General features: G+C 31.2%; 12 protein-coding genes and 1 riboswitch. Of the genes, 10 read left to right on the forward strand and 2 right to left on the reverse strand.

Annotation, left to right across the window (positions count from 1 at the left end):
- Window positions 1-331 precede the first annotated feature (331 nt).
- From AB1282_RS15045 to AB1282_RS15060, 4 genes are all read left to right on the forward strand, one after another.
- On the forward strand, window positions 332-859 hold the full coding sequence (locus AB1282_RS15045; RefSeq protein ID WP_429899418.1) for a YcxB family protein: 528 nt from the start codon (window positions 332-334) through the stop codon (window positions 857-859).
- A 125-nt stretch (window positions 860-984) separates the two neighbouring features.
- Entirely contained in the window at window positions 985-3,258 is a 2,274-nt protein-coding gene (locus tag AB1282_RS15050) for an ATP-dependent DNA helicase (protein ID WP_429899419.1), read from the forward strand.
- 78 nt (window positions 3,259-3,336) lie between these two features.
- Window positions 3,337-3,440, forward strand: a riboswitch (SAM riboswitch).
- 82 nt (window positions 3,441-3,522) lie between these two features.
- A complete protein-coding gene (locus tag AB1282_RS15055; RefSeq protein ID WP_390310415.1) occupies window positions 3,523-4,692 on the forward strand; it encodes a trans-sulfuration enzyme family protein in 1,170 nt (389 codons plus the stop codon).
- Window positions 4,693-4,697: 5 nt separating this feature from the next.
- Window positions 4,698-5,846, forward strand: a complete 1,149-nt coding sequence (locus AB1282_RS15060) for a trans-sulfuration enzyme family protein (RefSeq protein WP_429899420.1) — start codon at window positions 4,698-4,700, stop codon at window positions 5,844-5,846.
- Between the two features lie 201 nt (window positions 5,847-6,047).
- Here AB1282_RS15060 and AB1282_RS15065 read toward each other — a convergent pair whose 3' ends face one another.
- Complete coding sequence (locus AB1282_RS15065) at window positions 6,048-6,470, reverse strand: hypothetical protein (RefSeq protein ID WP_056470463.1); 423 nt, start codon at window positions 6,468-6,470, stop codon at window positions 6,048-6,050.
- Window positions 6,471-6,823: 353 nt separating this feature from the next.
- Between AB1282_RS15065 and AB1282_RS15070 the strand changes: the two genes are divergently transcribed.
- The 6 genes from AB1282_RS15070 (at window position 6,824) to AB1282_RS15095 (ending at window position 11,551) form a co-directional block, all read left to right on the forward strand.
- On the forward strand, window positions 6,824-8,278 hold the full coding sequence (locus AB1282_RS15070) for an NAD(P)/FAD-dependent oxidoreductase (protein ID WP_429899421.1): 1,455 nt from the start codon (window positions 6,824-6,826) through the stop codon (window positions 8,276-8,278).
- A 160-nt stretch (window positions 8,279-8,438) separates the two neighbouring features.
- Complete coding sequence (locus tag AB1282_RS15075) at window positions 8,439-9,092, forward strand: DUF4272 domain-containing protein (protein WP_429899422.1); 654 nt, start codon at window positions 8,439-8,441, stop codon at window positions 9,090-9,092.
- 178 nt (window positions 9,093-9,270) lie between these two features.
- Window positions 9,271-9,807, forward strand: coding sequence for a sugar O-acetyltransferase (locus tag AB1282_RS15080; protein ID WP_429899423.1), 537 nt, complete (start codon window positions 9,271-9,273; stop codon window positions 9,805-9,807).
- Window positions 9,808-9,872: 65 nt separating this feature from the next.
- On the forward strand, window positions 9,873-10,400 hold the full coding sequence (locus AB1282_RS15085; RefSeq protein WP_429899424.1) for a cysteine hydrolase family protein: 528 nt from the start codon (window positions 9,873-9,875) through the stop codon (window positions 10,398-10,400).
- A gap of 126 nt (window positions 10,401-10,526) precedes the next feature.
- Window positions 10,527-10,997 (forward strand): hypothetical protein, encoded by a 471-nt coding sequence (locus tag AB1282_RS15090; RefSeq protein WP_056470447.1) that lies wholly within the window; start codon window positions 10,527-10,529, stop codon window positions 10,995-10,997.
- A 131-nt stretch (window positions 10,998-11,128) separates the two neighbouring features.
- On the forward strand, window positions 11,129-11,551 hold the full coding sequence (locus AB1282_RS15095) for a VOC family protein (protein ID WP_056470444.1): 423 nt from the start codon (window positions 11,129-11,131) through the stop codon (window positions 11,549-11,551).
- A gap of 604 nt (window positions 11,552-12,155) precedes the next feature.
- Here the strand turns inward: AB1282_RS15095 and AB1282_RS15100 are convergent.
- Entirely contained in the window at window positions 12,156-12,839 is a 684-nt protein-coding gene (locus AB1282_RS15100; protein ID WP_390310406.1) for a DUF554 domain-containing protein, read from the reverse strand.
- Window positions 12,840-12,860 lie beyond the last annotated feature (21 nt).

A 12,860-nucleotide genomic window follows, 5' to 3' on the forward strand; every position in this document is an offset into this window, starting at 1 on the left:
GCCAATTTTAATTGCGATACTCAGATTTTATTTGCAGTCCACTGTTTAATTGCAAGATTTCTACATTTAATTGCGACTCTCTATGACTTATTTGCAGCCGAGCTTATTTGTCACAATTTTTGTGATTTACAGTTAGGACAACCATTTTTATGCAGAAAATTTTAAATTAGAACTTTAGAAATGAATTATTACGAATTCTTAATATAAGAATTAATTCTATGAATCTTGAAAAGTCAACTTAATATAAGTAGATAAAATATCTTCATTTTCTAATTTTTTCTAATGTTAAAATAATAGTGAATTAATATTTTTGTGAAAATGGAGGTTAAGTATGAAACTTAGTTATGAAATTAATTTGGATGATTATATTGAATTTAATTTACATCATTTAAAACACTCAAAAACTGTTCAAAAGTCGTTAATAAATCAACGAATTGCTGTGAGTTTAATCTATTTAGTAATACCATTTTTAATTTCCTTTCTTTTCAAACAACCACTATTTGGTTATTTACTTGCCTTTTCGTTAGCAGCCATTGCTTGGTTCATTTATTTTCCAAAGTATTTCTACCGTTCATCAAAAAACAAAATAATTAAGCATTTAACTGAAAAGAACGATGAATCAATTTTCGGGGAACATTCTCTAAAAGTAGATGAGAATGGGATCAAAGAAATTACACAATCAAGTGTTCATGAAATAAAGTGGGATGATATAGTTGAAATAAAAAGCACGAAGAATTACTTTTACATTTACTTAACAAGTATGCAAGCCATTGTAGTGCCACTAGAAGCAATAAAGGATGACGTGGAGAGATTATTACAATTTTACAGAAAATATAATATTCAAGTTTTATATTGCTAGTTAAATAGTGCATCCTGATCTCTAAAAGTTCAAGTTAGTTTAACTTGAACTTTTTTATTGTTACCGTTCATTCTTAATCAAGAAAGAAGAATTATGATAAAATGTAAAAAAAGGAGGGTACTCACTTGGAGAATTGTATAAAGGTATCAGTTCGAACGCTAGTTGAGTATGCTCATACAGCGGGAAGTATCAATGTAACATATAAAAGTTCGGTTTCATTAATTGAAGGAACAAAGGCACACCAAAAAATCCAAAGAGAATATGGTGAACAGGATGTAAAAGAACGATCTATATCCGGCAACATTACATTGGATCAGTTGGTGTTTCAGATAGAAGGCCGTTGTGATGGATTATTATTTAATGATGGTCAATATATAATAGAAGAAATTAAATCAACAATGAAGGATTTAAATGAAATAAATGAAAATTCATATCCTGTTCATTGGGCTCAAGCAAAAGTTTATGGATATTTTATTTGTGAAGAATTACAACTTGAAAAAATTACACTTAGACTTACATATATTAATATTTTAACCGAGCAAAAAATAAGCTTCGACCTCTTATTTACAAAAGATGAATTAACAAATTACTTATACAAAATGCTGGAAATTTATTATCCTTTTGCAAAATGGAAATACGATCATATTGAAACAAGGAATCAGACAATAAAAGAATTAAATTTTCCCTTTCCTTCTTTTAGAAAAGGTCAAAGAAAGTTAGCAGGTGCGGTATATCAAACAATTCAAGAAGGTAATAATTTATTTGCGGTAGCCCCAACCGGAATTGGCAAAACGGTTTCGACTATTTTTCCGACAGTTAAAAGTATTGGTGAGAATAATATAAATCGAATGTTTTACTTAACTTCTAAGACGATTACTAGGACTGTTGCTGAAGAAGCATTTAAGCTAATGACAGATCAAGGACTTTGTATAAAGTGTACGACGATTACAGCAAAAGATAAAATCTGTTTTAAAGAAGAGACGATGTGTCAAAAGGATTATTGTGAATTTGCTAATGGTTATTATGACCGAATAAATGATGCTGTTCTTGATATTCTTTCATCGGAAAAATCGTTAACTAGGGAGAAAATAGAAGAATATGCCCGCAAACATACAGTATGTCCATTTGAATACTCTTTAGATTTATTAAATTCTTCCGATGCGATTATTTGCGATGTAAATTATATTTTTGATCCTAGAGTTTCGTTAAAACGATTATTTGATGAACATAAACGAAGTTCGGTTTTATTAATTGATGAAGCTCATAATCTTGTTGATCGTGCAAGAGAAATGTATTCTGCGAGCTTATTCAAATCTAAATTTTTAGAGTTGAAAAATAGATATAAAAATTTAAAAGATGAACTTTATGCCATAATAAATGAAATAAATAAGCGATTTATTGAATTAAGAAAAAAATGGAAGGACGTTGTAACCCCAGTTTCAAAGGAAATAGATGGTGATTTACTAGAACTTCTACATACATTCAATGAAATCGTAGAAATAAAATTACAGGAAATGGAAGAGGACGAAAATAAACAACTTCTACTTGATACATATTTTGAGTCACTCAACTTCGTCAAAATTGCGGAGTTTTTTGATGAAAATTATGTATGCTACTATGAACTATATAAAAGTGAAGTACATTTAAAGTTATTTTGCCTTGATCCTTCTAAAGTAGTGAATGACGTCATAAAAAGATTTCGCTCTACAATTTATTTTTCGGCTACTTTAACGCCAATACAATATTTTCAAGATATGCTTGGTGATCAAAGTCGAGATTATACAATTTCAATCGATTCTCCTTTTCATAGAGAACAACTGGAAGTAACAATTGATCCTCTTTCAACTCGATACCAAGATCGTGAAAGAAATTTAGAAAGATTAATTGATTCTGTCTATAAAGAAATTACGAAAAGAAAAGGTAATTATTTAGTTTTTTATCCGTCATATCAATATTTAATTCAAAGTGTTGATTTATTTAAAGAGAAAAACCCTAACATAAAGACAATCGTTCAAGAAAATGGTATGTCTGAAATTGAACGAGAGGAGTTCCTTTTACAGTTTGATAGTCTAAATGAGGAAACTTTGGTTGGGTTTGCTGTATTAGGTGGAATATTCTCTGAAGGGATCGATTTAAAGGGGGATCGCTTAAACGGTGTCGTAGTAGTTGGTGTAGGATTGCCACAGATTTGTTTAGAAAGAAATATTTTAAAGGAGCATTTTAATTCTGTTGGAAAAAATGGGTATTATTATGCATATGTCTTTCCAGGTATGAATAAAGTAATGCAAGCGGGTGGAAGAGTTATCCGTTCTGAATCAGATGAAGGGACTTTATTACTAATTGATGATCGATATAAGAGTTCACTTTATCAAAGTTTATTACCTGAAGAATGGAAGTAAGAGTTAATTATTAAATAATTCAAAAAAAACGATTGATAATTATCAGAGTTTTTAATATACTAACAATATAATTTAATAATCTTATCAAGAGCGGTGGAGGGACTGGCCCGACGAAACCCGGCAACTCTAGTAAATACTAGAAAGTGCTAAATCCTGCAGGTGAAAAACCTGGAAGATAAGAGCGATATGTTTATTTTACAGACATAACCACTTCTTATTTTTTAGGAAGTGGTTTTTTTATTTGACTAAAATGGGGGATTTATAATGACTAACACAAAAGAGGCTTTAAACACGAATAAAAAATCGATTGAAACGGTAGCTGTTCATGGTAGCAAAGGGTATGATCCATTAACTGGTGCAATTAGTTATCCAATTTATCAATCAGCTACATTTAAGCATGCAGGTCTACATCAGTCAACTGGATATGATTATGCAAGATTACAAAATCCAACACGAGAAGAAGTCGAAAATACTGTTGCAAAATTAGAAAGTGCAAATTATGGCGTTGCATTCGCAACAGGAAATGCAGCAGTTACTGCAGTATTAAGCTTATTTAAAAAGGGTGATCACCTAATTGTTTCAGATGATTTATACGGTGGTACATATCGCTTATTCGAAGAAATTTATTCGCCATATGGACTTGAGCATAATTTTGTTGATACGACTGAAATTGAACATATTCTTGATGCACTTAAACCGAACACAAAAGGAATTTTTATTGAGACACCTTCAAATCCAATGATGAAAGTAACTGATTTAAAAAGAGTAGTAGAGATTGCAAAAAAACGAGATATTATTGTAATTGTCGATAATACATTTTTAACTCCTTATTTCTTTAGACCAATTGAATTAGGGGCAGATGTAGTTGTTCATAGTGGAACAAAGTATTTAGGTGGCCATAATGATACACTAGCTGGCTTCGTCGTAACGAATTCAGAATATACAAATGAACGAATTCGCTATTATCAAAAATCAACAGGTGCAACATTAGCTCCATTTGACTCTTGGTTAATCTTAAGAGGAATTAAAACATTGCATTTACGCATGGAATACAGTCAAAAAAATGCGATTGTACTTGCGAAGTTTTTAGAAAATCATCCAAATGTTACTGAAGTATATTATGTAGGATTACCAACGCATAAAGGGTATTCAATTATTAAAGAACAGGCAACTGGATTTGGTGCAATGATTTCATTTAAAGTGAAGGATTTAAGTTTAGTAGAACAGGTTTTAGGAAGCGTAAAAGTCATTACATTCGCAGAAAGTTTAGGTGGAGTCGAATCGTTAATTACGTATCCACATACACAAACTCATTCAGAGATGCCAGAAGAATTTAAAAGAAAGCTTGGTCTAGATGACCATACATTACGTTTATCAGTGGGAATTGAACATATTGATGATTTATTAAATGACTTAGAAAATGCATTGGGGTGATGAGCATGCAATTTGGAACGAAACTAATTCATAACGGAAATGAAATTGATCAGGCAACAGGTGCATTAAGTATACCAATTTATCAGACATCAACGTTTCATCAATTTGATATTGAGAATTTTGGGAAGTACGACTATGCGAGAAGTGGAAATCCAACAAGAGAAGCGTTAGAAAATACAATTGCAAAATTAGAAAATGGTGTACGTGGCTTTGCGTTTTCATCAGGAATGGCCGCAATCTCATCTGTATTATCTTTGTTTTCAGCAGGAGATCATATTGTCATTTGTGAAGATGTTTATGGGGGAACATTTAGAATAGCAACAAAAGTTTTAAATCGTTTCGGAATCGATTTTTCTTTCGTCGACGCATCTAATTTAGAAGAGATTAAAGCCGGAATAAAGCCAAATACAAAAGGACTTTATTTAGAAACACCGTCTAATCCTCTTTTGAAAATTACTGATTTAAGTAGTGCTATTAAAATAGCAAAAGAAAATGACATCCTTGTCATTGTAGATAATAGTTTTTTATCACCATATTTACAAAGACCATTAGACTTAGGAGCTGATATTGTCGTTCATAGTGCAACAAAGTTTATTGCAGGTCATAGCGATGTAATTGGAGGATTAGCGGTCGTAAATTCAGAAGAACTTGCAAGTGATTTATACACAATCCAAAATTCATTCGGAGCTATTTTAGGTCCACAAGACTGTTGGCTAACATTAAGAGGATTAAAGACCCTAAAAGTTCGTATGGATGCATATGAACAAACTGCATCAAAATTAGCAAACTGGCTTTTAGAACAAGAAGAAGTTGAGGATGTTTATTACCCAGGACTAAAAGATCATCCTGGTCACGATGTTCATTTTGAGCAGGCTACTGGAGGAGGAGCAGTCCTTTCATTTACACTAAAAACGATTGAACAAACGACAAGTTTCCTTCAATCAGTCGAAAACGTTGCAGTTGCAGTTTCACTTGGTGGAGTTGAGACGATTGTTTCATATCCTGTAAAGATGTCCCATGCTGCAATACCGCTCGATGTTCGTGAACGATTAGGGGTTAAAGATACATTAATAAGGGTATCCGTTGGTTTAGAAGATATAGAAGACTTGATTGCAAGCTTCCAAAAAGCATTAAAAGCAGGTGCAAGAGTATAGTGAAAGGAATAGGGAAATTGAATAAATAAAATTGGGTTTGGCCGAATAGAATTGAAAAACGAACAATAATTAGATGCAAACGGTAGAATGTCCGTTCAATTCGAGAAAAGCATAAATCCCACAATGGAAGCATATTTCCTTGTGGGATTAATTTATTTTATATTTTTTGATTTTGCTTACTTTTTTATTTAGTGTAGAAGACTAAGAAAGGAATATTTCCCCATCACCAATTTCCTCTTGAATTACCTCAGCTGCACCAATAAGTGCCAATGCGTTCCCAACTATTTGAACTGAATCAGAAAGAACAATTCTTCTTTGTAACTCAAGTAAATCTATTTTTTCTGAAGTGAACAATTGCTTAGAAACGAAAAAAGCTACGGATAATTGACCGGCAGTACCAATCCACATTCCCGATATGATATCTCTTTTCCCTTGAAAGATTGGATCTTTGTCGATGGAATATAATTTTGATAATGTAATCGTTTCGTATAATTGTGCAACTGCCTTAACCCATGATGCGGCAACAATTTGTCTTTCAAGACTTGCTGATAAACTGTCATGTTCTATATTAATTTTCTTATTTTGATCTTGACCTTCCTTTTCCTTCAAATTTTCTTCTAGCATCTTTTCCAACTCCAATATAGAAAAACTGTTATTTATATAACTATTCAAGTTGGTGTGATTGTGTTTCTATCTAATAGGGGATTTTGGTGATTCAATAATTAACTTTTCGTTAAATTAGGATGAATGTCAATTTAATTAATATGTAAGTTTGAATTGTCTGATATTTAATAAAAAATCTAATTGACAGATGTTTATTTCTAATGTAAAGGTTTCACTTTGGTTATAAACGAATATTTTTTTAAAAAAGTACAAAAAATGTTCGTGTTTTTACTTGAAACGCAATCATATTGATGGTATTCTAGTTTAGGTTGATCAAATGAAATAATTTAAACCTTATTTGGAGGTATATATAGATGTATGATGTTATCGTTGTTGGAGCAGGACCTGCTGGAATCTTTACTTGTTATGAATTAACTTTAAAAATGCCTAATGCTAAAGTACTACTTGTTGATAAAGGACATGATATATTCGCAAGACATTGCCCAATTTTACAAAAGAAAATTGAAAAATGTCCGCCTGCTGCAGGTAAAAAAGATTTTTCAGGTTGCTTACCAGCTTGCTCAATTACAAATGGTTTTGGTGGTGCTGGAGCATATTCAGATGGAAAATTTAATATTACAAGCGAATTTGGTGGATGGATGACAGATTACTTATCAGATTCACAAGTAGTTGAATTAATCAAATACGTTGATGAAATTAATTTAGAACATGGTGCAACTGAATCAATTACTGATCCTTTAACAGAAGAAGTTAGAGATATTGAACGTCGTGGATACGCAGCTGGACTTAAATTATTACGTGCACAAGTTCGTCACTTAGGAACGGAACAAAATTTAGAAATTCTAAAAAGCATTTATGAGTATTTAAAAACAAAAATAGATATGAAGTATAAAACTGAAGTAGAGGACTTAATAACTGAAAAGGTTGAAGGTACTCATATTATAAAAGGAATTAAATTAAAAAAAGGTGAAGAATTACATGCTGAGAAAGTTGTAATTGTACCTGGTCGTGATGGCTCAAAATGGTTAACTGATGTTATGAAAAAACGTCGTTTAAAAATGTCAACGAATCAAGTTGATATTGGTGTTCGTGTTGAGACTTCAAACGTAGTAATGGAAGAAATTAATAAGCATTTATACGAAGGGAAATTCGTATTTAATACTAGCGTGGGTACAAAAGTCAGAACATTCTGTAGTAATCCATCTGGGCACGTAGTAGTTGAAAATCATTCAGGAATTATGACTGCTAATGGACATGCTTATAAAGATCCTAAATTAGGAAGTCCAAATACAAACTTTGCCTTATTAGTATCGCATCAATTCGCAGAACCTTTTGACAAACCAAATGAATATGCACATGAGGTTTCACGCCTTGCAAACATGCTTTCACACGGTGGAGTAATCGTGCAAAAATACGGAGATATTTTAAGAGGTCGTCGTTCAACTGAAAAACGTATTAAAGAAGGCTTTTTAGAACCAACTTTAAAAGAAGCAGTACCAGGTGACTTAGGATTAGTTTTACCATACAATACAATGAAAAGTTTAATTGAAATGGTAGAAGCTTTAAACCATGTGACTCCAGGTATCGCTGCAGAACATACACTTTTCTATGGTGTAGAAGCAAAATTCTATTCAGCTCGACCAAAGCTAAATGAACACTTTGAAAGCGAAATCTCTGGATTATATCTAGGTGGAGATGGAGCAGGAGTTACTCGCGGTTTAGCTCAAGCAAGCGCATGTGGCGTATGGATCGCGCGTGATATCGTTAAAAAAATCGGAAATAAAGAAAAAGAATTAGTTACTGTTTAATACTTAATTAACAAACCTCTAGTGCATTGGATAGCATTAGAGGTTTGTTTTGTTAGAATAGATATTTTTTGCCTTTTAGCTGAATTTGGAATTAACGGTACTTTTTTGAGGATGTATAATTTAATTAAAAGATTACTGGTGGAAACTTATTGGAGGAAAAATGTCAGATCAAATTTGTCTAGACTTTAAAAAAATTAAAGAGATTTCGGAAGCTAAAATTAAAAAATTCGGAGGTGAAATTAACAAAGATTTACCGCTCCTTGAATATGCCGGAATAAGAAATAGTAGTGAATTAATATACAGAGCAACAATCATGTCAGGGATGATTTATATTGCATTTGAGGCTCCAACGAAAGATATTGGAGATTGGATTAAAGAACAAGGTCTCTATGAATACGTATCAGAATGGGAAAAAAGTATTCTAAACAAAAATGAAGCATATTTAACTAAAGTTGAGAAACTTCATTTAAATTGGTATGTTGAAAGTCTTTGGATGCTTGTATGGGTTTTAGGGATCAACAATGAATTTAAGTTCATAGAATCTGTTGGTGATAACTTAATAAATATGGTTCCAGATATCAAAAAGAATCAAAATTTTACTTATTTAGAGAAATCGTTAAAGCTAAAACCTAAAACAGAAATTTATAATATAGCAGATTTATATTATAGAACACATTGGTTCGTAGTTGATTCACGACTAAAAGGAAAAATATTAAATTCATTTAATGAGTGTTTAGTCATAGAGAGAAGGAAAGTTTTAGAATGGGTTATTAATCCCTCTGTAGATTGGGATGATATTGACTTAAGTACATAAATTGTTCGTGATTTATTTTGATTGGATATAAAAATAGATTATTTAAGGATGGCTGATATCTTGAAATTAAAAGCAAAATAAGATTTTACCAAAAGAGTATGGTTGAGAAAGAAGGTTTAGCAAAATTTAGATCGAAGTGATTTATAAAATAAACTACATATAAGTTAGGAGCTTTAATATGGAAGCCAAAGAGAAAATTTATTATCAGCGTGGCACAGAAGGATTAAAAATGAAAAATATACGAGCCCATAAACTTGTTCGAGAGTTTAATAATATAGACGTGGAATCGTTCGAAAGAAAAGAAGAAATATTGAAAGAGCTGTTTGGGTCAGTAGGGGTAAATCCAAGTATTGAGCATAATTTTCATTGTGATTTAGGTTATAACATACATGTAGGGGATCATTTCTATGCAGGATATAATTGTACAATCTTAGATATGGCAGAAGTGAAAATAGGAAAAAACTGTATGATTGGTCCGAATGTAGGGATTTATACAGCTGGTCATTCGATCGAACCAAAGGATCGAAATAAGAGCGGATATGCGATTCCAATCCATATTGGAGACGATGTGTGGATTGGTGGTAGTTGTACTATTTTACCTGGCATTACGATTGGAGATAACTCAATTATAGCTGCGGGTTCTATCGTTACGAAAGATGTTCCAACTAATACAGTAGTGGCAGGTAATCCTGCGAAAGTTATTAAAAGTATTTAAAATGAAATTTATAGCGAATTAGATGAAATTATAAATATAATACAAATCTATATGAGGTGAAAACAATGGATAATGGAGCAGATGTTTTGATTGTTATCGATTTGCAAAATGGTGTATGTTACAGCGGTGAGCACTTATTTGAATTACAAAATTTAATCAGTAAAGTAAATAAAAGAATCTCATTATATAGAGAATTAAGTAAACCAATTATTTTTGTTCAACATTGTGATGAAGAATTAGTACCTGGAGAAGAAATTTGGGCTATTAACGCTGATTTAGATGTTCAAAAACAAGATTATTTTATTAACAAAATACATGCAAATTCATTTTTCAAAACGAACTTAAAAAATCTTTTAGATCAATTAGCAGTAAATAGATTAGAATTTTGCGGTGCTCAAACTGAATACTGTATGGATGCTACAATTAAATTTGCACATGGATTAGGTTACGAAAACTTCATGGTAAACGGTGCTACCTCTACATTAAATAATTCATTTATGTCAGCAAAAGAGACAATTGATTTCTATGAAAAAATGTGGAATCGTAGATTTTTAAATTTTATAGAAGATGATCTCAGAATAGAAGTAAAATAAAAAGGTTTCTACGGCAAAAAAATTAACAACTCAAGATTAATGAGGCAGATGAGAAATACTCTCAAGGACTATTTAAAAATCTAGTGAATATAATTTAGTAGATTTGAATAGAAGTGGGGGATATAAATGAAAAGAATTGCATTTTGCATTGTCTGTTTCTTTTTGTTGTTTTTATCTAACGTATCAACCTCAAATGCATCATCGCGCTATTTAGATCAAATAGATAAAAATAATCGTAAGGAAGTTCATTATTATGTTAAGAAATCAACGAAGATTGTCGATCAAAAAGAATTTAGTTTAACGAATAAGGAAAAAAATGCAAACGAAAATGTAGTCGCAATTGCTGTAAAATACGATACAGTTAGAGATCGTTTCTTTAAAACAGCGAATTATGATACGTATTTATTGGATGAACAAACAGGAGAATTACTGGATCCAGGAAAATTTGTTTCATCGAAAATATATGATCAATTCTTAAATCAACATAAAAATGATGGGGAAAATGATTTTAGATGGAAAAATTCATTAATTGTTTTGGCATTAATATTTATTACAATCATTATCATTCCAATTTTTGCTTCAAAATTAAATGAGTAATACGAAGACTGTTTAGGCAGTCTTTTTATTATGCTAAAAATAGCAGATTGATTGAAAAAGAAATATGATTAGATTGAAATATAGCTCAATTAATAGTACTTATAATAGAAAACATGTTAGGAGATAAGAAGATGATCCAGTCAATCGTTCATATAGCTTTAGTCGTAAAGGATTATGATGAAGCTATAGAGTTTTATACGAAGAAACTTCACTTTAATTTAATTGAAGATACATATCAGCCTGAACAGGATAAGAGATGGGTAGTTATAAGTCCTCCTAGTTCATCTGGAACGACTATTCTACTTGCAAAGGCATCGAAACAAGAACAAGAGCCATTTATTGGTAATCAAGCTGGTGGGAGAGTTTTTCTATTTTTAGGAACGGATGATTTCTGGAGAGATTACGATGAAATGATTTCAAAAGGAATTGAGTTTGTAAGAGAACCGAAAGAACAAGATTATGGAACAGTTGCAGTATTTAAGGACTTATACGGAAATTTATGGGACTTAATACAATTCAGTGACAATCATCCACTTGCAAAAAGAATAAAATAAAAATTTACTCGATTAAAAAACATGAGAATTTGTCAGTTGGTTTAATAAAAGTTTGAATAAACAGATAATTACCCATTACAAAAAATATCTCAGTTGATATCATTATTTTACATAAGATTATAGGCTTTATGAAGGTTTCTAGTTAAAAGGTATTCAAATTAAAAGTAAAGACAGTATTCCAAAAATATAACGGTTTACACTATCAGTTAGTTCCTTCTTAAGAACAAAGATGGGTTTAAGCCTGTTTAGGAGGCTGAGACGGGAAAGGTTATTATTTTACATTTGAATATATTTTGAGCGAATGAAGCACTATTATTAAAATATTTTGAATGGGATTGTTAAATGGGGAGAATGATTGAATGTTAATGTTATTCGTTGGAATTGGCTGTGTTACATTTATTATCATTTGTGGTTGGATAATTAAACAACTGGATAAATAAAATTTTAACTTCAGTTTTTAATTATTAAAGACAGATTAATATATAAAGTTAAATTGGAGTTTAATTAAACTCCAATTTTTTTTTGTATAGGATTACTTTAATAAGTAATTAGGGGAACCTTTTTTTTTGAGGTTCCCTAATCTACATAACTAATTTCTCAAACATTATAAATGGAATAAGTGCATAAATAAAAATACAACAGGAGGAATGAATAATGATGGTAGAAGATTTAAAGTATTACATTTCTTAATCCCCAATATACTTAAGCCTGACGCTATAATTAATATACCTCCTACAATCGTCACTTCATTTAGAAGATCATTACTTAATGAATTTTTCATAAGTATTGCAATTAAATAGATGGAACCTTGCCATGTAAATAAAGCAACGCCAGCAAATATTATTCCAATCCCAAAAGTGGATGCTAAAACAATCGAAGTAATGCCATCCAACGTACCATTTGCAAGGAGGTATGTATAGTCTCCTTTTAACGCTGCTTCTACTGGTCCTAAAATCGATAATGTTCCAATACAAAATAATAAAATAGCGGTTGATAATCCTTCAGCCAAATTACCTTTAGAATATTTATTAACTAAACTATTAAATCTTGTTTCCAACTTAAGTTTTTGCCCAATTAATCCACCTATGGCTAAACTTACAATAAAAAGCACTGGATATTTGCTGGAAGGTAAATGTTGTACTAGTGAGTTGATCCCTAAGCCCAAAGCTACTAATCCCATCGCCTGCATAAGGATTTCATGATATTCTTCTTTTATTCCTTTTTTAAAGATACTTCCAATCACACTCCCGGCTATAATCATCAATGTGTTAAAAATCGTGCCAAACATAATTCCATTTCTCCTTTTATT

It is taken from the genome of Gottfriedia sp. S16(2024), from assembly GCF_050473765.1.
In the GTDB taxonomy this organism is placed as follows: domain Bacteria; phylum Bacillota; class Bacilli; order Bacillales; family Bacillaceae_G; genus Gottfriedia.

Excerpts from the sequence above, each read along its gene's own strand:
- AB1282_RS15045 (WP_429899418.1), top strand. The coding sequence starts at position 332 with ATGAAACTTAGTTATGAAATTAATTTGGATGATTATATTGAATTTAAT.
- AB1282_RS15055 (WP_390310415.1), top strand. The coding sequence starts at position 3,523 with ATGACTAACACAAAAGAGGCTTTAAACACGAATAAAAAATCGATTGAA.
- AB1282_RS15060 (WP_429899420.1), top strand. The coding sequence starts at position 4,698 with ATGCAATTTGGAACGAAACTAATTCATAACGGAAATGAAATTGATCAG.
- AB1282_RS15065 (WP_056470463.1), bottom strand. The coding sequence starts at position 6,470 with ATGCTAGAAGAAAATTTGAAGGAAAAGGAAGGTCAAGATCAAAATAAG.
- AB1282_RS15070 (WP_429899421.1), top strand. The coding sequence starts at position 6,824 with ATGTATGATGTTATCGTTGTTGGAGCAGGACCTGCTGGAATCTTTACT.
- AB1282_RS15075 (WP_429899422.1), top strand. The coding sequence starts at position 8,439 with ATGTCAGATCAAATTTGTCTAGACTTTAAAAAAATTAAAGAGATTTCG.
- AB1282_RS15080 (WP_429899423.1), top strand. The coding sequence starts at position 9,271 with ATGGAAGCCAAAGAGAAAATTTATTATCAGCGTGGCACAGAAGGATTA.
- AB1282_RS15085 (WP_429899424.1), top strand. The coding sequence starts at position 9,873 with ATGGATAATGGAGCAGATGTTTTGATTGTTATCGATTTGCAAAATGGT.
- AB1282_RS15090 (WP_056470447.1), top strand. The coding sequence starts at position 10,527 with ATGAAAAGAATTGCATTTTGCATTGTCTGTTTCTTTTTGTTGTTTTTA.
- AB1282_RS15095 (WP_056470444.1), top strand. The coding sequence starts at position 11,129 with ATGATCCAGTCAATCGTTCATATAGCTTTAGTCGTAAAGGATTATGAT.
- AB1282_RS15100 (WP_390310406.1), bottom strand. The coding sequence starts at position 12,839 with ATGTTTGGCACGATTTTTAACACATTGATGATTATAGCCGGGAGTGTG.